The organism is Herbidospora sp. RD11066 (genome assembly GCF_054661255.1).
Window position 1 is genome coordinate 128556 of record NZ_BAAGDO010000007.1, and the last position, 18765, is coordinate 147320.

Here is an 18765-nt window from a genome sequence, read left to right on the forward strand (position 1 = left end):
CAGACCGGTCTTCCCTGGTGGGAGGGCCGGTCTGTGTGATTATCCTGGCCATTAGGGCGGAACGTTCCGATAGGGTCACTGCTCATGCGGCCCGTCCTCCGCCTCATCCTGCGCGTCATCGCCCCGCCCCGGCTCCGCCGGGCCGTCCGCGTCCGGGTGGACGCCCGGTACGTCACCCGGGCCGACCACCGCCAGGACATCAAGGAGGCCCTGTGGGAGATCCAGATGCTGCGGCGGGAAGTGCTGGCGCTGCGCCGTGAGGTCGATCGATTGCGGAGCTACTGATGCGGGTTTACCTGTCCGTCGACATGGAGGGCGTCACCGGGCTCACCGACCCCGAGGAGATGCACCACGGCGGCCGAGGCTATGACCGCGGCTGTGAGTTCATGACCGGCGACGCCAACGCCGTCGTCCGGGGCGCGTTCGCGGCCGGGGCGACGCAGGTGCTGGTCAACGACGCCCACGGCTCGACCAGGAACCTGCGCATCGACCTGATCGACCCGCGCGCCACCCTGATCCGCGGCCCTGGCAAGCCCCACCGCATGGGGCAGGGCCTCGTCGAGGGCTTCGACGCGGCGATCTTCGCGGGCTACCACGCGCGGGCCGGGGTCTCCCACGGCGTGCTCAACCACACGTGGATGGGCAAGGAGATCCAGAACGTCTGGCTGAACGGCGAGATCTGCGGCGAGACCCGGCTGGTGGCCGCGTTCGCCGGGTTCGTCGGGGTGCCGGTCGTGCTGGTCACCGGCGACGTCGCGGTCTGCGAGGAGGCCCGTGAGCTGCTCGGCGACGTCGAGACGGTCGCGGTCAAGCAGGGCATCGACATGTTCGCCGCCGAACTGCTGCCGATCGAGGTGGCGCAGCGGCGGATCGAGGAGGGGGCTCTGAAAGCCCTGAATCGGCTGGCCGACTTCCGGCCCTATGTGATCGAGGCGCCGTACACGCTCGAAGTCGAGTGGAACAGCACCGCCATCGCCTCGGCCTGCGCGATCATTCCGGGAACGCGGCACAAATCGGCAAGGCACACCGAGTTCACAACGTCGGACTACCGGGAGATCATGGCGCTGTTCGGCCTTTACGCCATGATCGCAGGTCAGGTCGCGTGTGGAAGCGGTGTTTATGGGTGACGGGTGACTTAAGCCGCAGGGCCTTCCTCCACGGGCTGGGCGCCGCCGGGGGCGCGGGCACCATGCTGGCCGCGATGGGCGCGCTGGGGCTCGTCCCGGGAAGCCAGTCGAGCGCCTTCCGCGCGCCGCAGCCCGGCGACTTCACCCTGACCGGCCGCTCACCCAAGCGCGTCGTGGTCCTCGGCGCCGGGATCGCGGGCCTCGCCACCGCCTACGAACTGCTCAAGGCCGGGTACGACGTCACGGTCCTGGAGGCCGCCACGAAGGTCGGCGGCCGGAACCTGACGATCCGCGGCGGCGACGAACTCACCGAGATCGGCGGCGTCACCCAGAAGGCGGGCTTCCGCGACGGCACCTACTTCAACGCCGGCCCGGCCCGCATCGCCCAGTGGATGATCACCATGGACTACTGCCGCGAGCTGGGCGTCCCGCTGGAGATCTTCGTCAACTCCAACGCCGACGCCTACGTCCACACCGGCGGCAGGTCCATCCGCTACCGCACCGCCCGCGCCGACACCTACGGCTACCTCGGCGAACTGCTGGCCAAGGCGACGAACCAGGGCGCCCTCGACACCGACCTGACGGCGGCCGACAAGACCGACCTGCTCGACCTGCTGCGTGAGTTCGGCCAGCTCGGCGAGCAGTTCACCTACGAGGGCGGCGAGCGCCGCGCCGACCCCGGCCCGGTCCCGGCGCTCAGCGAGGTGCTGGGCTACAAGATCCCGTACGCCCTCTTCTGGGACCTCACCCACGACCAGGCCATGCCGATGTTCCAGCCGGTCGGCGGCATGGACCGCATCGTCGACGCCCTGGCCGCCAACGTCGGCCGCCACCGCATCAAGACGGGCACCCCCGCCACGAGGATCACCGACACCGGCCGCGACGTCGTCGTCGAGTACAGGAACGGCTCGATCAGGGCCGACTACTGCGTGGCCACCCTGCCCCCGCACATCCTGGCCCGCGTCCCGAGCTCCCTCCCGCGCGAGCTCATCACGCTCCTGGGCCAGGGCTTCCTCTTCGCCGGCGGCAAACTCGGCCTGGAGTACGGCCGCCGCTGGTGGGAGCACGACGAGGACATCTACGGCGGCACCACCGAGACCGACCTCGACATCGGCACCATCTGGTATCCCTCCCACGGTTTCCACGAACGCCGGGGCCTGCTCGTCGGCTACTACACCGTCGCCGACCGGGCCGCCTCCTACGACGCCCTCACCCCGGCCGCCCGCCTGGAGCGCGCGCTGCGCGCCGGTGAGCAGGTCCACGGCCCCCGCTACCGCAAGGACCTGCTGGCGAGCATCTCCATGTCCTGGGCGAAGCGGCCGTACGTCGAGGGCATGATGAACGTCGGCCTCCAGGAGGTCGTGGGGCAGGCCCACGGCCGCGTCTACCTGGCGGGCGACTGGCTCACCAACCTGATCGCCTGGCAGGCTGGGGCCTTCGAGTCCGCACGCAAGGCAGTGCTCTTGATCCACGAAAGGGCGCTGAAGGAGAACTGATGCTGAGCTGGGTCCCCGCCGCCGACCACGCCGACCTCCTGGCCGGGCCGGTGGCGAAGGTCGTACCCGATCTGAAGGTCGACCTGAAAGTGGCCCCGATCGACCCCGATCTGGCCGACACCGCCGCCTTCTGCGAGAAGTACGACGTCGCGCTGGAAGACTCGGCCAACTGCGTCATCGTGGCCGCCAAGCGCGGCGGCGAGACCCGCTACGCCGCCGTGATGATCCTCGCCACCCACCGGGCCGACATCAACGGGATCGTCCGCCGCCACCTCGACGCCCGCAAGATCTCCTTCGCGTCCATGGACGACGCCGTCTCACTGACCGGGATGGAATACGGCGGAATCACCCCTATCGGGCTCCCGGAGGGCTGGCCGGTGCTCGTTGACGAAAACGTGACCCGGCGCGACTTCATCGTCATCGGCAGCGGCCTTCGGCGGTCCAAGCTGGCGCTTTCCGGTAGTGATCTCGTCACGGCGACCGGTGGCGAGGTGCTGTTGCTCAGTTTGTGACCGTAGGGTGGGAAACCGTTGGGGCAATCCTGCCGTTGTACGGGGCAGGAATGTGGCCTGATGGTTCACTTATGGGCGGTGTGTTAGTCGGTATGGTGCTTAAGGCATGAATCAGGACGACCGACTTGGCCCCTACCGGCTGCTCCGGCGGCTCGGTGAAGGCGGCATGGGCGTGGTCCACCTTGCCCTCGATCCTCACGGCAGGCAGGTGGCCGTCAAGGTGCTGCGCCCGGAGGTCGCGGGCGACGACACCGCGCGCCGCCGGTTGTCCCGCGAGGTCGAGACGATGCGGCGGGTGCGCAACCCCTACATCGCCGAGGTGCTCGACGCCGACGTGACGGGTCACCGGCCCTACATCGTCACGCGTTACGTCCCCGGCAAACCCCTCGACGACCTCATCAAGCACGACGGCCCGCTGAGCGTCGAGGGCATCCTCAAGGTCGCCTACGGCGTGGCCGACGCGCTGGCCGCCGTCCACGCGGCCGGGGTGATCCACCGCGACCTGAAGCCGGGCAACGTGCTGATGCTCGACGGCGAGCCGGTGCTGATCGACTTCGGCATCGCGCAGGCCGTCGACTCCACCCGGCTGACCCAGACCGGCATGTTCATCGGCACCCCCGGCTACCTGGCCCCCGAGATCATCGAGGGTCACGAGGCGGGCCCCGAGGTCGACGTGCACGCCTGGGCCGGCACCCTGCTCTACGCCGCGACCGGCCTGCCGCCGTTCGGCAAGGGCACGCTGGAGATGATCTTCTTCAACATCACGTCGGGCAAGGCGAACATCGACGCCGCCCCCGCCGTGGTCCAGCCGGTGCTGCGGGCCGCCTTCCACCGCGACCCCTCGCGACGGCCCCGCGCGGTCGAGCTCCGCGAGACGGTGTCCCGGCTGATGCCGCAGGCGCGCCGCCCCCGGGTGCCCGACGAGATCACCACGGTCCCCAACATCGACGACCAGACCGGGCAGCCGATCGCCGTCCTCGGCGTCGAAGGACCGCCGCCGACGCCGCGGCCCGCCTCGACCGACCAGGTCAACCAGCCGGTGGCCGGCCAGAAGGCCAACCCGCTGATCACCCCGGTCGTGCGGCGCCAGCCGTCGCAGGAGGAGTACGTCTCCCTCCTCAACGACACCCCGTTCGCGGGCCACCCGGCCCCGCCCGAGCCGTTCCCGACGGGCGACGTGCGGCCGACCGCGCCCGGCTACCCGAGCCGCCCGAACCCGTCCCACCCGGGCACCGGATCATCCGGCCATCCCGGGCAGCCCCGCACCGGTCAGAACACGGGCCAGGGCACCGGGCAGAACGCCGGGCAGAACCCCGGGCTCGCCGAGCCGACCGCGCCTCGTCAGGCCGTCAATCCTTCGGGTCCCGGGCACATGCCGGGCCGGGGTGGCGGCGATCCGTTCCCCACGGTCCGGGTCACCGGCGACGACCTGCGCAGGGCCGGCCTCTCCGGCGAGAGCGACATCCCCACCCGGCTGCCGGGCGGGCAGAGCGGCTGGAACGAGGGCGACGTACAGACGCGTCGTGCCGGTGAGGGCGGCTGGAACCAGCCGCAGCCGCGCGACGGCGACCTGCCGACGCGGCGGGTCTCGCCGGAAGAGCTGCGCCAGTCGCACCAGAACCCCCAGCCCGGCATCTTCACCCAGCCCGCGGAGCACTACGAACGCACTCCGCAGGTCCACCAGCCCAAGCCCGCGCCGTTCCTTGAGACGCTGCGCGTCCCGCCGCCCCCGCCGCTCCACAACCCGGGCGCGCGTCCGGGCGCGATGCTGCAGCGTTCCCGGGCCTACGGCGTGGCGAGCGTCCTCATGCAGATCGCGCTGATCGGCGGTGCGGCCATCGCGCCGGCGCTGGCGGCGCTGCTCATCATCCCGAGCGTCATCCTGCTGCGGGCCGCCGACATCGCGCAGCCGCAGCTCAACGGCAAGCGCCAGGTCAGCGCGGCGGCGGGCGACGTGCTCCGGGTGCTCAGCGAGCCCGCCGCGCTGGTCAAGTCGGCCGCCGCGACGATCGGGCTCATCTTCTACGGCCTCATTCTGGGCATTCCCGTCACGCTGCTGCTGACGGTGCTCACCAAAATGGACATTCCGGCCACGCTCGGCTGGGGCGTCGCGGTCGCCCTCTGGACGATCTGCGCCGGTCCCGCCGTCGAGGCACCCACGCGCCAGGTACGACGTACGCTGGCTTCGCTGTTTCCCACCCGGGGTATGGCGATCGGGATCGCCGCCATCGTAGGGGTGGTGGCGGTGATCCTCGGGGGAGTCGCGCTGTTGTCGCTCAATTCCGACAACCACACGGCAGGTCTGCTCTGGGGGTTCGACTTCCCGGAACTCGTGTCGCGGCTCTCCCAACTGAGGGAACAAGGACCAGGGGGGTCATAGGTGGCCGCAACGGAAGCACCGGAGCGGATCGGTCCCTACCGATTGCTCCGGCGTCTTGGCGAAGGCGGAATGGGCGTCGTTCATCTCGGGCTCGACTCCGACAACCGCGAAGTCGCCGTCAAAGTCCTCCACCCGCACGTCGCATCCGACCTGAAGGCGCGCGACCGTCTCACCCGTGAGGTCGAGACGATGCGCCGGGTGCGCAGCAACCGCGTCGCCGCGGTGCTCGACGCCGACCTGACGGGTGCCACGCCCTACATCGTCACCCGCTTCGCGCCGGGCCGCACTCTCGAGCAGCGGGTGCTCGAAGACGGCCCGCTGAAGGGCGACGACCTCACCCGGCTGGCCAAGGGGCTCTGCGAGGCGCTGGTGGCCATCCACCACGCCGACGTCATCCACCGCGACCTCAAACCGGCCAACGTCATGCTCGTCGACGACGGCTCGGGCGGCATCGAACCGCTGGTCATCGACTTCGGCATCGCCCACCTGGTGAACGCCACCCGGCTGACCCAGACCGGCATGTTCGTCGGCACCCCGGGCTACCTGGCCCCCGAGATCATCCGTGACAGCGAGATCACCCAGGCGGCCGACGTCCACGCGCTGGCCGCGACCGTGTTCTTCGCCGCGACCGGCAAGCCGCCGTTCGGCACGGGCACGTTCGAGTCGGTCTGTTACAACATCCTGGAGGGCAAGGCCCAGGTCGACGCCGCGCCCGCGTTCCTGCGCGGCTGGCTGCGGCTCGCCCTGGCCACCGACTCGGGCTCCCGGCCCACGGCGGGGTCGCTGCTGAAGCTCTCGCGCGCCCTCGACCCGTCGGTGACGGTGTTCAAGGAGGGCGGCACCGCCGTCCAGCGCAACCACCAGCCCGACGGCACCCGCGTGCTCTCCGACGGCACGCGCGTCCTGGCCGACGGCACCCGCGTCCTCGAAGACGGCACCCGCGTGCTGACCGACGGCACCCGCGTCCTCGGCGACGGCACCCGCATCCAGATCGACGGCACCCGCGTGCTCGACGACGTGCCCGCCGCCCGGCGCGAGGAGACCTTCTCCGACCTGCTGCCGCCGGTCAACTACGTCGCGCCCGAGCGGGAGCCCCGGCCGCAGAAGCAGCGGCGCTCCGGCGCCTCGTCGCAGCCGCCGCCCTACGTCCCGGCGAACGTCCCGCAATACCGGCCGCCGGGGCCGCCGCCCCAGTTCGCGCCGCCGCCCTACGCCGACCAGCGGGTGGCCGGTCCGCCGCCGTCGCAGGGGAGGCCACCGGCCTACCAGCCACCGTCACCACCGCGGCCGCAACCTCAGCCGCAGCCCGACCGGCCGCGCTACAAGACCAGCCACCCCGTGATGGCGGGGCTGATGCTGGCGGTGCTGATCGGCGCGGCGTGCCTGCTGCCGGTGATGGTGAGCCTGTTCGCGATCGTGCTGGTGCTCTGCCTGCGGGTCGGCAACTCGCTGTTCGGCGACATGAGCGAGCGCCGGTCGATCCGGGGGACCAGCTCCTCCGATCCGATGCGGGCCGTGCTCGGCACCCCGTGGGCGCTGCTCAAGGCGGTGCTGGCGACCCTGATCCACGTGCCGCTGGGCATCCTGTTCGGCATCTGCGCGTGGGGTGTGTGCCACTACCTGGTCGACATGACGTCCGACCGCGCGGCGGCCTTCGCGGCGGCGGCGTTCGTGGGCGGCCTCTTCCTGCTGCCGGGCGGGCGTAAGCCCCGGATGGCGGTGCAGCGGGCGCTCGCGTCGGCGATCCGCAGCCCCGGCGCCGGCATGGTGGTCACCATCGTGTTCGGCACGCTGGCGTTCTTCATCGTGATGACCGCACTGTCGGCCGAGCCGGTCTGGACGCCGTGGCGGGCGCCGTCGCAGGTCGTGAAGGACCTCGTCGCCGAGTTGGGCAAGGGGCAGGACACCGCGATGAACCTGATCACGGGTCTCATCGAAGACCTGATGAGTCAGATCGGACTGGGATTCCTCGTCGGGAAGTGAGCCAGGGCCCGCGACGGGGCACGAACACTCGTGAATCCTGAAGGGAGCAGCCGGTGGAGTCGAGCGTCTCTAACGCCGGTCCTTACCGGTTGCTCTCCCCGTTGGGGAAGGGCGGGTTCGGCGCGGTCCATCTGGCGCTCGACGCCGAGGGCCGCACCGTCGCGGTGAAGGTCCTGCACCCCCACATCGCCGCCGACGCCTCGGCCCTCACGCGGCTGTCGCGTGAGGTCGAGACGATGCTGCGGGTACGCGGGCCTCATATCGCCGAGGTCTTGGACGTGTCGCTCGAAGGGGAGCGGCCCTACATCGTCACCCGTTACGTCCCCGGCCGGGCCCTGTCGGCGATCGTCGCCGACGGCCCGGTCAAAGACGACGCCGAGCTGCTGCGGCTGGCGCGCGGCCTGGCCGAGGCGCTGACCGCCATCCACGACGCCGGGATCGTCCACCGCGACCTGAAACCGGCCAACGTGATGGTGGCCGACGGCGAGCCCTACCTCATCGACTTCGGCATCGCCTCCGCGCTCGACCTGGTCTCGGTGACCGACACCGGCGCGGTCGTCGGCACCCCCGGCTACCTGGCGCCCGAGGTCCTCGAAGGCCGCGACGCCGGGCCGCCCGCCGACGTGTTCGCCTTCGCCGCGACCCTCGCCTACGCCGCCACCGGCCGGTCCGTCTACGGCCAGGGTCCCGCGCCCGCGGTCGCCTACCGGGTCGTCCACCACGAGCCCGACCTGTCGGGGGTCCCGTCGTGGCTGGTCCCGATCCTGCGCGACGCCCTCGCGAACGATCCGGCGGCCCGCCCCACGGCCGGTCAGCTGCTCGCCCGCCTCGGTGCGCAGCGGCCCGTCCCGGTCACCACCAGCTCCCACCGCGAAGAGGAGACCACCGAGTGGAAGCCGGCGGAGCCGCCCGCCGACCCCCGCTCACCCGCCGAGATCGCCCACGCCCGCCGGGCGGCGGTGGTCCGCCGCCGCTGGGTGATCGGCACCTGCGGGATCACTGGCCTGCTCGCCGCCGCCGGCCGCGAATACCTGCCCGAGGCGTCGCTCCTCCTTCTTGTCGTGTACGGCCTGGCGCTCCTCATCGACGCCATGTTCGGCCTGGCCGCCAAGGAGAAGGGCCGGGTCGTCCTCGACCTGTCGGCCATCGCGGGGTCGATCGTGCTCTGGTGGGTGCTGAGTACCTTCTTCAGTACGTTTATCCTGCTGCTGGCCGTCGGCGCCCTCCTCTTCACGCTCGGCCTGCTCGCTCTGGCCGGCTGACCACCCCCCGGGCCACATCTCCAGAACATAGTTCGGTATGGTGATGGCAAGTGCCCCGTACGCGGGGTTTGTGAGTAAGCTACTCGCGGGTAACAAATAGTCAGTCGTCCGTTGCGGCGCGAGCCGTCTGAGTACGGGAGGTCGGCCACCGGCCATGAACATCGTCGTCTGCGTGAAGCAGGTTCCCGACACCGCGACCGAGCGCAAGCTCAGGTCCGAAGACAGCACGCTCGACCGCAGCGCCAACGGCGTCATCAACGAGCTCTGTGAATACGCGGTCGAAGATGCCCTCAAGCTCAAGGAGGCCCACGGCGGCGAGGTGACGGTCCTCACCATGGGGCCCGACCAGGCCACCGACGCCATCCGCAAGGCCCTCGCCATGGGCGCCGACAAGGCCGTCCACCTGTCCGACGAGGCGCTGCACGGCTCCGACGCCCTCTCGACCTCCTACGCGCTGTCCCAGGCGCTGAAGAAGATCGGGTTCGACGTCGTCATCCTGGGCTCCGAGTCGACCGACGCCCGCACCGGCATGCTGGCCGCGATGCTCGCCGAGCGCCTGGGCGTCGCCCAGCTCACCCTCGCCGAGAAGATCGAGGTGTCCGGCTCCTCGATCAGCATCCACCGGCAGACCGAATACGGCTACGACAAGGTCGAGGCCAGCCTGCCCGCCGTCGTGTCGGTCGTGGAGAAGCCCGACCCCTTCAAGCCGCGCTACCCGTCCTTCAAGGGCATCATGGCGGCCAAGAAGAAGCCGATCGAGAAGATCGGCATCGCCGACGCCGAGATCGACCCCGCCCAGATCGGCCTCGCCGCCGCCTGGAGCGTCGTGGCCGAGTTCGAGACCGCGCCCCCGCGCGGCAAGGGCGTCGTCGTCAACGACGAGGGCGACGGCGGCACCAAGGCCGCCGAGTTCCTGGTCTCGAAGAAGTTCATCTAAGGGAGGGCTGACATGGCAGAGATCCTGGTGCTCGTCGAACAGATCGACGGCGAGATCAAGAAGGTCACCCTCGAACTCCTCACCCTGGCCCGCACTCTCGGCGAGCCGTCGGCCGTGTGGGCCGGTCCGGGCTACTCCGAGACCGCCAAGGCCCGCCTGTCGGAATACGGCGCGGAGAAGATCTACGTCGCCGACGCGGCCGACATCGCCGACCACCTCGTGGCGCCCAAGGCCGAACTGCTGGCCTCGCTGGTCGCCGGCCGGTCGCCCGCTGCGGTCCTGGTCGCCTCGACCACCGAGGGCAAAGAGGTCGCGGGCCGCCTGGCCATCAAGATCGACAGCGGCGTCATCACCGACGCCGTGGGCGTGGCCGAGGGCTTCGTGGCCGAACAGCCCATCTTCGGTGGCGGCGTGGTCGTCCACAGCAAGGTGGCCAAGGGCACTCCGATCATCGCCCTGCGCCCCAACTCGACCCAGCCGGTCGCGGCGGCGGGCGCGGGCACCGAGGAGAAGGTCGACGTCGCGCTGAGCGACGCCGCCCGCGCGGCCCGCGTGGTCGAGCGCGTCAAGGAGAAGTCGAGCTCCCGCCCCGAGCTCACCGAGGCCGCCATCGTGGTCTCCGGTGGCCGTGGCGTCGGCGCCGACTTCTCGATCATCGAGCAGCTCGCCGACTCGCTCGGCGCGGCGGTCGGCGCCTCGCGCGCGGTGACCGACTCGGGGTGGTACCCGCACGAGTTCCAGGTCGGCCAGACCGGCAAGACCGTGGCCCCGCAGCTCTACATCGCGGCGGGCATCTCGGGCGCCATCCAGCACCGGGCGGGCATGCAGACGGCCAAGACCATCGTGGTCATCAACAAAGACGGCCAGGCGCCGATCTGGGAGATCGCCGACTTCGGCGTGGTGGGCGACCTGCACAAGGTCGTACCGCAGCTGATCGACGAGATCACCAAGCGGAAGTAGCACGCGGGACCCGAGAGGGCGCCGGGCGATGGCCCGGCGCCCTCTCCTTTTGGTCACTGTCCGCTACGTGAACGGAGGGTTTCCGGGCGCTGTCCGGCGGGAAGACCGTTTCAGGTCGCCCTTACGCCCCGGGGCGTAACGGGCGACCACCAATTCCCCGCGGTGGAGTCGGAGTTCACTGCGGATACGCTTGTTCGGTGCGAACTGCCTACCTGGATCACGCCGCGACCACGCCGATGGTGCCCGAGGCGGTCGAGGCGATGGTGGCGGAACTCTCGCGGGTCGGAAACGCCTCCTCGCTCCACGCCGCCGGTCGCCGCACCCGCCGCATCGTCGAGGAGTCGCGCGAGACCATCGCCTGCGCCCTCGGGGCCCGGCCGAGTGAGGTCGTCTTCACCGCCGGGGGCACCGAGGCCGACAACCTGGCGATCAAGGGGCTGTTCTGGGCCCGGCAGCGTCCCCGCGTCCTGCTCAGCTCGGTCGAACACCACGCCGCGCTCGATCCCGCCCACTGGCTGGCCGACCACCAGTCGGCGCAGGTCGAACTGCTGCCCGTCGACGCTCACGGGCGGGTGCTCCCCGAGACGCTGCGCGCCGCGATCGGCGACGACGTCGCGCTGGTGAGCGTGATGTGGGCCAACAACGAGGTCGGGACCGTCCAGCCGATCCACGAACTGGCGGCGATCGCCCACGAGGCCGGGGTGCCCTTCCACACCGACGCCGTGCAGGCCGTCGCCCAGCTCGGCGTCGACTTCTCCGCGTCCGGGGTCGACGCGATGACCATCTCCGGTCACAAGGTCGGCGGCCCGATGGGCGTCGGGGCGCTGCTGCTCGCGCGCGGGGTCGACCCGGTCCCGGTGCTCCACGGCGGCGGCCAGGAGCGCGACGTCCGGTCGGGGACCCTCGACGCCCCTGCCATCGCGGGCTTCGCCACGGCCGTCAAACTCGCGGTCGAACGCCGGGCGGTTCTGGCGGCGCGGCTGACCGAGCTCCGTGACCTGCTGATCGCGAAGGTCCGCACCGCCGTGCCCGACGTGGTCGTCAACGGCGACCTCGACGACCGGCTGCCCGGCAACGCCCACTTCACGTTCCCCGGCTGCGAGGGCGATGCGCTGCTGATGCTCCTCGACGCCAAGGGCGTCGAGTGCTCGACCGGTTCGGCGTGTTCGGCGGGTGTGGCCCAGCCGTCCCACGTGCTGCTCGCCATGGGGCAGGACGGCACCCGCGCACGCGGCTCACTGCGCTTCTCCCTGGGCCACACGTCCACGGTCGAAGACGTGGAACGGGTCGGCGAGGTGATCGGCGGAGTCGTCGAACGCGCCCGCCGCGCCGGCCTCTCCTGACGGGCCGCGTGTGCGGAGCACACGTCATCGATCACGTCAGGAAGTGGGCTACCGCCGACCACTCCGGGTCCATCGAGACCACGATGGCCGGGCGGCCCTCCTTCCAGACCAGGTCGCGGACCGCGCGTTCGGTGGTGCCGGTCGGGTCGGCGTACACGTGGAAGGTTCTGACGCCCTCCGAGCTCACGTGGGCGGCGACGACCGCGGCGCCCAACGCCGCGGTGAGGGTCTGGTGGAAGGCGTTGAGGGCGTCGAGTGAGTCGCCCGCCGGGAGGCCGTCGGAGTCGGACTTCCGGTAGGGGAGCGTGATGGCGATGTGCTGGTCGAAGAGGGGGTAGTCGACCGGGCGGAGCGGGTAGCGGGCGGTCGCGGTGAGCTTCTTGCCGCGCGCGGTGGTGCCTTCGAGGAGGGCCCACTGCTCGTCTTGGAAGCCCTCGGCCACGTCGGCCACCACGGCCGGGAGGTGGATGGCGGGGAGGGCGTCGATCGGCTCGATCTGGGCGGCGGTGACGTCGCCGACCCAGCGGGCGACCTCGTCTTCGCCGAGGAGGCGGTCGAGGGCCAGCATGGCGGTCTCCATGCGGGTGTCGTCGTCGATGTCCTCGAAGATCGGGTGATAGGCCGAGATGTCGACCCGCGGGCTGCCCGGGGGAACGCGCAGGGCCACCACGAACCGGGCCATGTCGAATTCGTGGGGGCCGGCGGGGAAACGTACATCAGCCGGAATCGACGCAGCCTGACGGGACGGATGGAACTCCCACATCGCGTCGGGCTCGGGGGCCGCTTTCGCCCAGCGGTGGGCCAGGGAACGGAGTTCCGGGTCGGCGGCCGAGCTCACGACCAGCGCGAAGAGGCTGCCGCGGCCGTTGCCGATCTCCCAGATGAGGCCGGGGTCGATCGCCGCCACGGCGGGGGCCATCAGTTCCGCCTTGTCGTCGGCTGCCTCCACCCGGGGACGGGCCTCGGCCCACCACGCCCAGAACTCGGAGATCGCCACTGCCGGGTCAACCGGCTCGCTCTTGCGCCCGAACAACCGCATGGCCCGCAATCCAACCAGCAGGACGGGCAGTACGCCAACGCGGGTAGTCTCGAAGGGTTATGGGATTCAAGCCTCTGCGTGTGCTCGCCGCCATGTCCGGCGGCGTCGACTCGGCCGTGGCCGCCGCTCGCATCGCCGAGGCGGGCCACGATGTGACAGGTGTGCACCTCGCGCTGTCGTCCAACCCCCAGTCCTACCGAACGGGCGCGAGGGGCTGCTGCACGATCGAAGACTCGCGCGACGCCCGCCGTGCCGCCGACGTGATCGGCATTCCGTTCTATATCTGGGACATGGCCGAACGCTTCCATCGCGACGTCGTCGAAGACTTCGTGGCCGAATACGCCGCCGGCCGCACCCCCAACCCGTGCCTGCGCTGCAACGAGAAGATCAAGTTCGAGGCGGTCCTCGACCGGGCGCTGGCGCTCGGCTTCGACGCCGTCGCGACCGGCCACCACGCCCGGCTCGAAGACGGCGTGCTGCGGCGCTCGCCCGACGAGGGCAAAGACCAGTCCTATGTGCTCGGGGTGCTGACCCGCGAGCAGCTCTCGCACGCGATCTTCCCGCTGGGCGACTCCACCAAGGCCCAGGTGCGCGAAGAGGCGGCCCGCCGGGGGCTGACCGTGGCCGACAAACCCGACTCCCACGACATCTGCTTCATCGCCGACGGCGACACCCGAGCGTTCCTCGCCGACCGGCTCGGCGCCTCCGAGGGCCCGATCGTCGACGCGCTGTCAGGCAAGGTCGTCGGCACCCACGGCGGCGCCTTCGGCTACACGATCGGCCAGCGCAAGGGCCTCGCGCTCGACCAGCCCGCCGCCGACGGCCGGCCGCGCTACGTGCTGTCGATCGAGCCGGTGTCCAACACGGTGACGGTGGGGCCGCGGGCGGCGCTCGAGGTGACGTCCATCATCGGCACCAAGCCCGTCTGGAACGGCCCCGTCGACGCTCCCGGTGGGGAGCTCGGCTGCCTGGTCCAGCTGCGGGCACATGGCGAGGTCTATCCGGCGCGCGTCCGCGTGGGCGACGGCGAGGTCCACATCACGCTCGAAGCGCCCGCGAGCGGCGTCGCCCCTGGTCAGGGCGCTGTGTTCTACCACGGCGACACCGTGATCGGCTCGGCGACCATCGCCTCGGCGGCCTGATCGGCGTCCTCACCGCGCGGGCGCTGATCTTCCTGCTTCTTTTTCCGTTACGGCTCCGCCTACCCTGGCACTGCCCGCCGCCCCGGTAGGCGCCGTATCCGGCGCCAACCGGCCGCGCGGGTACAGCGCCGCGACGTCGGCACCTTGAGAATCCGGGCCGCTAGGGCTTCGGGTCAGGCGAATTCGATGGATTCGCCGGGCTTGAGGCGGCGCATGTCGGCCTTCTGGTTCTTGCCCTCCATGGCCAGGAAGTTGTCGATCATGCCCGCGCCGATCTCGTTGACCAGCCCGTCGTGGGTGGAGAAGGCGTGGTCGGGATGGACCGCCCTGAGGTATTCGACGAAGTCCCACACCCGTAGCCACGGCGCGTTCGACGGGACCAGCAGGGTCTCCACGGCCACGCCCGGGTCGGTCAGGGCGTCGCCCGGATAGAAGACGCGGTCGTCGATCAGGAAGCCGATGTTCTGGATGATCGGGGCGTCCGGGATCGTCGGGGCGTGCCATTCGCCGATGACGCGGACCGCGAACCCGGCCACGTCGAAGACGTCGCCCTCACGGACGGTCTGGATCTTGACCGGGACCTCGCCGAGGGCGTTCACGACCCCGTTGCAGGTCCATACCTCCAGGTCGGGGCCTGCCGACCTGATCAGGTCGGGGTCGAGGTGGTCGAGGTGCTCGTGGGTGATCAGGACGGCTTCGGCGCCGTCGAGGAGACCGTTTCCGCTGAAGCTGCCCGGGTCGAGGACGAACGCGCGCCCGTCCTTCTCGAAGCGCCAGCAGGCATGGCCGAGTTTGGTGAGCTTCATACTTCCTAAGCTAGACCCCGTGCATTCGTACCCATGGGACCAGGCCGCCGCGACCGGGGTCGGCTCCCATCCTGGCGAAGATCATTTCGAGGCGCTCCGGACCGTGTTCGGGGAGCTGCCGATGCCCTATCTGCCCGAGTTGCCGGCGCGGGGAGTGGGGGCGGACATGATCGGCCGTACCGCCTCGCTCCTCGTCGAGCTTCCCGCCGAGGTGCAGCCCTCGGGCTGGCGTATGGTCGATCGGCCCGGCCGTGACCACAAGAGGGCGCGTGATCATCTCCTCCGGGATCTCGACGCGCTCGAGGAGGTCGCCGACGGGTACACCGGGCCGCTGAAGATCCAGATCTGCGGGCCGTGGACGCTCGCGGGGGCCATCGAGCTGCGCTACGGCGACAAGATCCTCGCCGACACCGGGGCGGTCAGGGATGTCACCGACTCGCTGGCCGAGGGGCTCACGCGGCACATCGCCGACGTGCGGAAACGGGTTCCGGGGGCCACTCTGGTGGTGCAGGTCGACGAGCCGGGGCTGACCGGGGTGCTGACCGGGACGGTGCCGACCGCGTCGGGGTTCGGCCGTCTCGCGGCGGTCGACGGGTCGGTGGCGTCGCAGGGGCTCGGGCAGGTGCTGTCGGCGGCCGAGTTCCCGATCGTGCACTGCTGCGCGCCCGCGGTGCCGCTGAAGGTGATCCAGGCGGCCGGGGCCAAGGGCATCTCGATCGACGCCGCGCTCATGCGGCGGCGCGACGAGGATGTCATCGGGGCGGCCATCGAGGCGGGGATCGCCTTCTTCCTGGGCGTGGTCCCGGGGACCGACAGCCGGTTGGCCGACGTCGGGGTGGTGGCCAAGCCCGCGCTGGAGCTGTGGCGGCGGCTGGGGTTCGGGCCCGAGGGGCTGGCGCGCCAGGTCGTGCTGACGCCCGCGTGCGGGCTGGCCGGGGGCTCGCCTTCCTATGCGCGGGCGGCGCTGGCGAAGTGCCGGGAGGCGGCCCGGGTGCTGCGGGAGGATCCCGAGGAAGAGTAGTAATGATCTTGTAATCGGATGGCAAGCCGGGGCTGCTTCTCTTCTCCCATGCGGATATTTCTCACTACGGGCGCTGTCGTCGCCGCGCTGCTCCTCACCGCTTCGCCGGCGGTCGCGGACACCTGGAACTGGGGTCCGGTGAAGACGACCGACGGCAAGGGGAAGGTCACGAACGGCAAAATCACCGGCGACTCGGCGGGGCTGAAGGTCACCGGCCACCTGTACGACACCTCGACGGACAAGACCTGCACATGGATCCGATTCCGGTACATGACGGACCAGGGCAAGACGGTGCAGAAGTCGTACAAGAACTGTAAGACCGGATGGCACACGGTCGCCCTCAGAGCGGGACACGTCCTCAGCGTCGAAGCGCAGGTCTGCCGGGGGACGCGTAAGGGGGTTAGCGGGAAATGCTCCGCGTATGAGGGGGTCTGGGCGCAGGGCGGCTGAGCTCGGGAAAGTCGATAGGTTGCTGTCATGACCGAGGGAATCGCGCCGGAGCCGACTCCGGAAGAGGCCGAGCTCAGCAGGAGGCACTCGGAACTCGCCGAGCTGATCGAGCAGGCGAGTTTCCGCTACTACGTGCGCGATTCCCCGACCGTCAGCGATGCCGAATACGACTCCTGGATGCGCGAGATCAAGGCCATCGAGGAGCAGCGGCCCGAGCTGCGCACCCCCGATTCGCCGACGCAGAAGGTCGGGGCGCCGATCTCGACCGAGTTCACCGCCGTCGACCACCTCCGGCGGATGGAGAGCCTCGACAACGCGTTCAACACCGGCGACCTGTCCGACTGGCAGGCGCGATGCGAGCGGGGCATCGAGCGCGACCCCGGGCCTTACCTGTGCGAACTGAAGATCGACGGGCTGGCCATCGCTCTGGTCTACGAGAAGGGGCGCCTGGTCAGGGGCGCCACGCGGGGCGACGGGGTCGTCGGCGAAGACGTGACGCCCAACGTGCGCACCATCGCCGACGTGCCCGAACGGCTCACCGGCGACGGTGTGCCCGATCTCGTCGAGGTCCGGGGTGAGGTCTACCTGCCGGTGCGGGGGTTCGAGCGGATCAACGAGCAGCTCGTCGCCGCCGAGAAGGCGCCCTTCGCCAATCCGCGCAACGCCGCCGCCGGGTCGCTGCGGCAGAAGGACCCCCGGGTCACCGCGCAGCGGGAGCTGCGGATGATCGTCCACGGCGTCGGCGTCTGGGAGGGCGCGACCCCGCCGAAGCGGCAGTCGGAGACCTACGACCGGCTGAAGGCGTTCGGGCTGCCGGTCAGCGACCGCTATCGGGTCGTCGAGACGATGGACGAGGTCCAGGAGTTCGTCTCCTCCTACGCCGACCGCCGCCACGACACCGAATACGAGATCGACGGCGTGGTCGTGAAGCTCGACCGCATCGACGTGCAGCGGGAGCTGGGGTCCACGGCGAGGTGGCCGCGGTGGGCGATCGCGTACAAATATCCGCCCGAAGAGGTCAACACCAAGCTGCTCGACATCCAGGTGGGGGTCGGGCGCACCGGGCGGGTGACGCCGTTCGGCGTGATGACCCCCGTGGTCGTGGCCGGGTCGACGGTCGAGCGGGCGACGCTGCACAACGGGTCGGAAGTGGTGCGCAAGGGCGTGCTGATCGGCGACACCGTCGTGCTGCGCAAGGCGGGCGACGTGATCCCCGAGATCGTCGCGCCGGTGGCCGATCTCCGCGACGGCAGCGAGCGGGCGTTCGTGATGCCCACCCACTGTCCCGAATGCGGCACCGAGCTGGCCTTCGAGCAGGAGGGCGACGCCGACCTGCGCTGCCCCAACACCCGCTACTGCCCCGCCCAGCTCCGTGAACGGCTCTTCTTCGCCGCCGGACGCGAGGCGTTCGACATCGGCGGTCTCGGCTACGTGGCGGCCAGTGCGCTGACGCAGCCGCTCGCGCCGCAGGAACCCGTGGTCAAGACCGAGGCCGACCTGTTCGACCTCACGATCGAGCAGTTGCTGCCGATCAAATCGCTGGTACGCGAGCAGATGTCGGGCCTTCCCAAGACCGACCCCGCGACGGGCGAGCCGAAGGAGGTCTTCTTCTTCGCCAACAAGTCGGGCGAGCCCAGCAAGAACGCGCTGACCATGCTGGAGAACCTGGAGGCCGCCAAGTCGGCGCCGGTCGCGAAGGTGCTGGTGGCGCTGTCGATCCGACACGTCGGGCTGCCGACGGCCATGGCGCTGGCCAAGGAGTTCCGCTCGATCCGGGCCATCGCCGAGGCCACGGTCGAGGAACTCGCGGAGGTCGAGGGGATCGGCACCCGCGTGGCCGAGACGATCAGGGAGTGGTTCGAGGTCGACTGGCACCGGGAGATCGTCGACCGGTGGCGGGCGGCCGGGGTCGTGATGGAAGATCCCGAGCCTGTTGATCAGCTGCCGCAGACGCTGGCCGGGCTGACCTTCGTGGTGACGGGGACGCTGGCCGGGTTCAGCCGCGACCAGGCATCGGCGGAGATCACCTCACGGGGCGGGAAGGTGGCGTCTTCGGTGTCCAAGAAGACGGACTTCGTCGTGGCGGGGGAGAACGCGGGGTCCAAGTACGACAAGGCGGTGACCCTGAAGAGGCCGATCCTCGACGAGGACGGGTTCCGGGTGCTGCTGGCGGAAGGCCCGAAGGCGGCGCTCGGGACGGCGGGCGTCGAACAGGAGGAAGACGAATAGCCGGAAGCCAGGCCTGACGATGGTCGCCTGCGCCTTGCGTTCACCGTTGCCCGGGGCGCCCATGAGTCGGCGCGCGCC

Annotated in this window: 16 protein-coding genes; 14 read left to right on the forward strand and 2 right to left on the reverse strand. The window is 70.5% G+C overall.

What is annotated here, in order from left to right; all coding sequences use genetic code 11:
* Positions 1-84 precede the first annotated feature (84 nt).
* The 10 genes from ACYQ78_RS25795 to ACYQ78_RS25840 all read left to right on the forward strand — a co-directional run bounded on the left by ACYQ78_RS25795 (position 85) and on the right by ACYQ78_RS25840 (position 12000).
* Positions 85-285: a hypothetical protein gene (locus tag ACYQ78_RS25795; RefSeq protein WP_459803489.1), complete on the forward strand. Its 201-nt coding sequence runs from the start codon at positions 85-87 to the stop codon at positions 283-285.
* Positions 285-1127, forward strand: coding sequence for a M55 family metallopeptidase (locus ACYQ78_RS25800; RefSeq protein WP_459803490.1), 843 nt, complete (start codon positions 285-287; stop codon positions 1125-1127). Before ACYQ78_RS25795 ends, ACYQ78_RS25800 begins: the two co-directional genes overlap by 1 nt.
* Positions 1124-2623 carry a flavin monoamine oxidase family protein gene (locus ACYQ78_RS25805; RefSeq protein WP_459803491.1) on the forward strand — a complete coding sequence of 500 codons (1500 nt, stop codon included), beginning with the start codon at positions 1124-1126 and terminating at the stop codon, positions 2621-2623. Before ACYQ78_RS25800 ends, ACYQ78_RS25805 begins: the two co-directional genes overlap by 4 nt.
* A complete protein-coding gene (locus ACYQ78_RS25810; RefSeq protein ID WP_459803492.1) occupies positions 2623-3135 on the forward strand; it encodes a YbaK/EbsC family protein in 513 nt (170 codons plus the stop codon). Before ACYQ78_RS25805 ends, ACYQ78_RS25810 begins: the two co-directional genes overlap by 1 nt.
* 106 nt (positions 3136-3241) lie before the next feature.
* Positions 3242-5515 (forward strand): serine/threonine-protein kinase, encoded by a 2274-nt coding sequence (locus tag ACYQ78_RS25815; protein ID WP_459803493.1) that lies wholly within the window; start codon positions 3242-3244, stop codon positions 5513-5515.
* Positions 5516-7498 carry a protein kinase domain-containing protein gene (locus ACYQ78_RS25820; protein WP_459803494.1) on the forward strand — a complete coding sequence of 661 codons (1983 nt, stop codon included), beginning with the start codon at positions 5516-5518 and terminating at the stop codon, positions 7496-7498. It abuts the gene before it with no gap.
* A gap of 53 nt (positions 7499-7551) precedes the next feature.
* A complete protein-coding gene (locus tag ACYQ78_RS25825; RefSeq protein WP_459803495.1) occupies positions 7552-8760 on the forward strand; it encodes a serine/threonine-protein kinase in 1209 nt (402 codons plus the stop codon).
* 154 nt (positions 8761-8914) lie between these two features.
* A complete protein-coding gene (locus ACYQ78_RS25830; RefSeq protein ID WP_459803496.1) occupies positions 8915-9697 on the forward strand; it encodes an electron transfer flavoprotein subunit beta/FixA family protein in 783 nt (260 codons plus the stop codon).
* A gap of 12 nt (positions 9698-9709) precedes the next feature.
* Positions 9710-10657: an electron transfer flavoprotein subunit alpha/FixB family protein gene (locus ACYQ78_RS25835; RefSeq protein ID WP_459803497.1), complete on the forward strand. Its 948-nt coding sequence runs from the start codon at positions 9710-9712 to the stop codon at positions 10655-10657.
* A 197-nt stretch (positions 10658-10854) separates the two neighbouring features.
* Positions 10855-12000: a cysteine desulfurase family protein gene (locus ACYQ78_RS25840; RefSeq protein WP_459803498.1), complete on the forward strand. Its 1146-nt coding sequence runs from the start codon at positions 10855-10857 to the stop codon at positions 11998-12000.
* Between the two features lie 31 nt (positions 12001-12031).
* Here the strand turns inward: ACYQ78_RS25840 and ACYQ78_RS25845 are convergent, their stop codons facing one another.
* Positions 12032-13039, reverse strand: coding sequence for a DUF695 domain-containing protein (locus ACYQ78_RS25845; protein ID WP_459803499.1), 1008 nt, complete (start codon positions 13037-13039; stop codon positions 12032-12034).
* 59 nt (positions 13040-13098) lie between these two features.
* On the opposite strand from ACYQ78_RS25845, the gene mnmA reads away from it, so the two are divergent.
* Positions 13099-14181 carry a tRNA 2-thiouridine(34) synthase MnmA gene (mnmA, locus tag ACYQ78_RS25850; protein WP_459803500.1) on the forward strand — a complete coding sequence of 361 codons (1083 nt, stop codon included), beginning with the start codon at positions 13099-13101 and terminating at the stop codon, positions 14179-14181.
* 173 nt (positions 14182-14354) lie between these two features.
* Here the strand turns inward: mnmA and ACYQ78_RS25855 are convergent, their stop codons facing one another.
* Positions 14355-14987, reverse strand: coding sequence for an MBL fold metallo-hydrolase (locus ACYQ78_RS25855; protein WP_459803501.1), 633 nt, complete (start codon positions 14985-14987; stop codon positions 14355-14357).
* 19 nt (positions 14988-15006) lie between these two features.
* Here ACYQ78_RS25855 and ACYQ78_RS25860 point away from each other — a divergent pair, with 19 nt between their 5' ends.
* The 3 genes from ACYQ78_RS25860 to ligA are packed head-to-tail and all read left to right on the forward strand — an operon-like array spanning position 15007 to position 18687.
* Positions 15007-16008: a methionine synthase gene (locus tag ACYQ78_RS25860; protein WP_459803502.1), complete on the forward strand. Its 1002-nt coding sequence runs from the start codon at positions 15007-15009 to the stop codon at positions 16006-16008.
* 48 nt (positions 16009-16056) lie between these two features.
* Positions 16057-16458, forward strand: a complete 402-nt coding sequence (locus ACYQ78_RS25865) for a hypothetical protein (protein WP_459803503.1) — start codon at positions 16057-16059, stop codon at positions 16456-16458.
* A gap of 27 nt (positions 16459-16485) precedes the next feature.
* Positions 16486-18687, forward strand: a complete 2202-nt coding sequence (ligA, locus tag ACYQ78_RS25870) for an NAD-dependent DNA ligase LigA (protein WP_459803504.1) — start codon at positions 16486-16488, stop codon at positions 18685-18687.
* Positions 18688-18765: the final 78 nt, after the last annotated feature.

Excerpts from the sequence above, each read along its gene's own strand:
- ACYQ78_RS25795 (WP_459803489.1), top strand. The coding sequence starts at position 85 with ATGCGGCCCGTCCTCCGCCTCATCCTGCGCGTCATCGCCCCGCCCCGG.
- ACYQ78_RS25800 (WP_459803490.1), top strand. The coding sequence starts at position 285 with ATGCGGGTTTACCTGTCCGTCGACATGGAGGGCGTCACCGGGCTCACC.
- ACYQ78_RS25810 (WP_459803492.1), top strand. The coding sequence starts at position 2,623 with ATGCTGAGCTGGGTCCCCGCCGCCGACCACGCCGACCTCCTGGCCGGG.
- ACYQ78_RS25815 (WP_459803493.1), top strand. The coding sequence starts at position 3,242 with ATGAATCAGGACGACCGACTTGGCCCCTACCGGCTGCTCCGGCGGCTC.
- ACYQ78_RS25830 (WP_459803496.1), top strand. The coding sequence starts at position 8,915 with ATGAACATCGTCGTCTGCGTGAAGCAGGTTCCCGACACCGCGACCGAG.
- ACYQ78_RS25835 (WP_459803497.1), top strand. The coding sequence starts at position 9,710 with ATGGCAGAGATCCTGGTGCTCGTCGAACAGATCGACGGCGAGATCAAG.
- ACYQ78_RS25845 (WP_459803499.1), bottom strand. The coding sequence starts at position 13,039 with ATGCGGTTGTTCGGGCGCAAGAGCGAGCCGGTTGACCCGGCAGTGGCG.
- mnmA (WP_459803500.1), top strand. The coding sequence starts at position 13,099 with ATGGGATTCAAGCCTCTGCGTGTGCTCGCCGCCATGTCCGGCGGCGTC.
- ACYQ78_RS25855 (WP_459803501.1), bottom strand. The coding sequence starts at position 14,987 with ATGAAGCTCACCAAACTCGGCCATGCCTGCTGGCGCTTCGAGAAGGAC.
- ACYQ78_RS25865 (WP_459803503.1), top strand. The coding sequence starts at position 16,057 with ATGCGGATATTTCTCACTACGGGCGCTGTCGTCGCCGCGCTGCTCCTC.
- ligA (WP_459803504.1), top strand. The coding sequence starts at position 16,486 with ATGACCGAGGGAATCGCGCCGGAGCCGACTCCGGAAGAGGCCGAGCTC.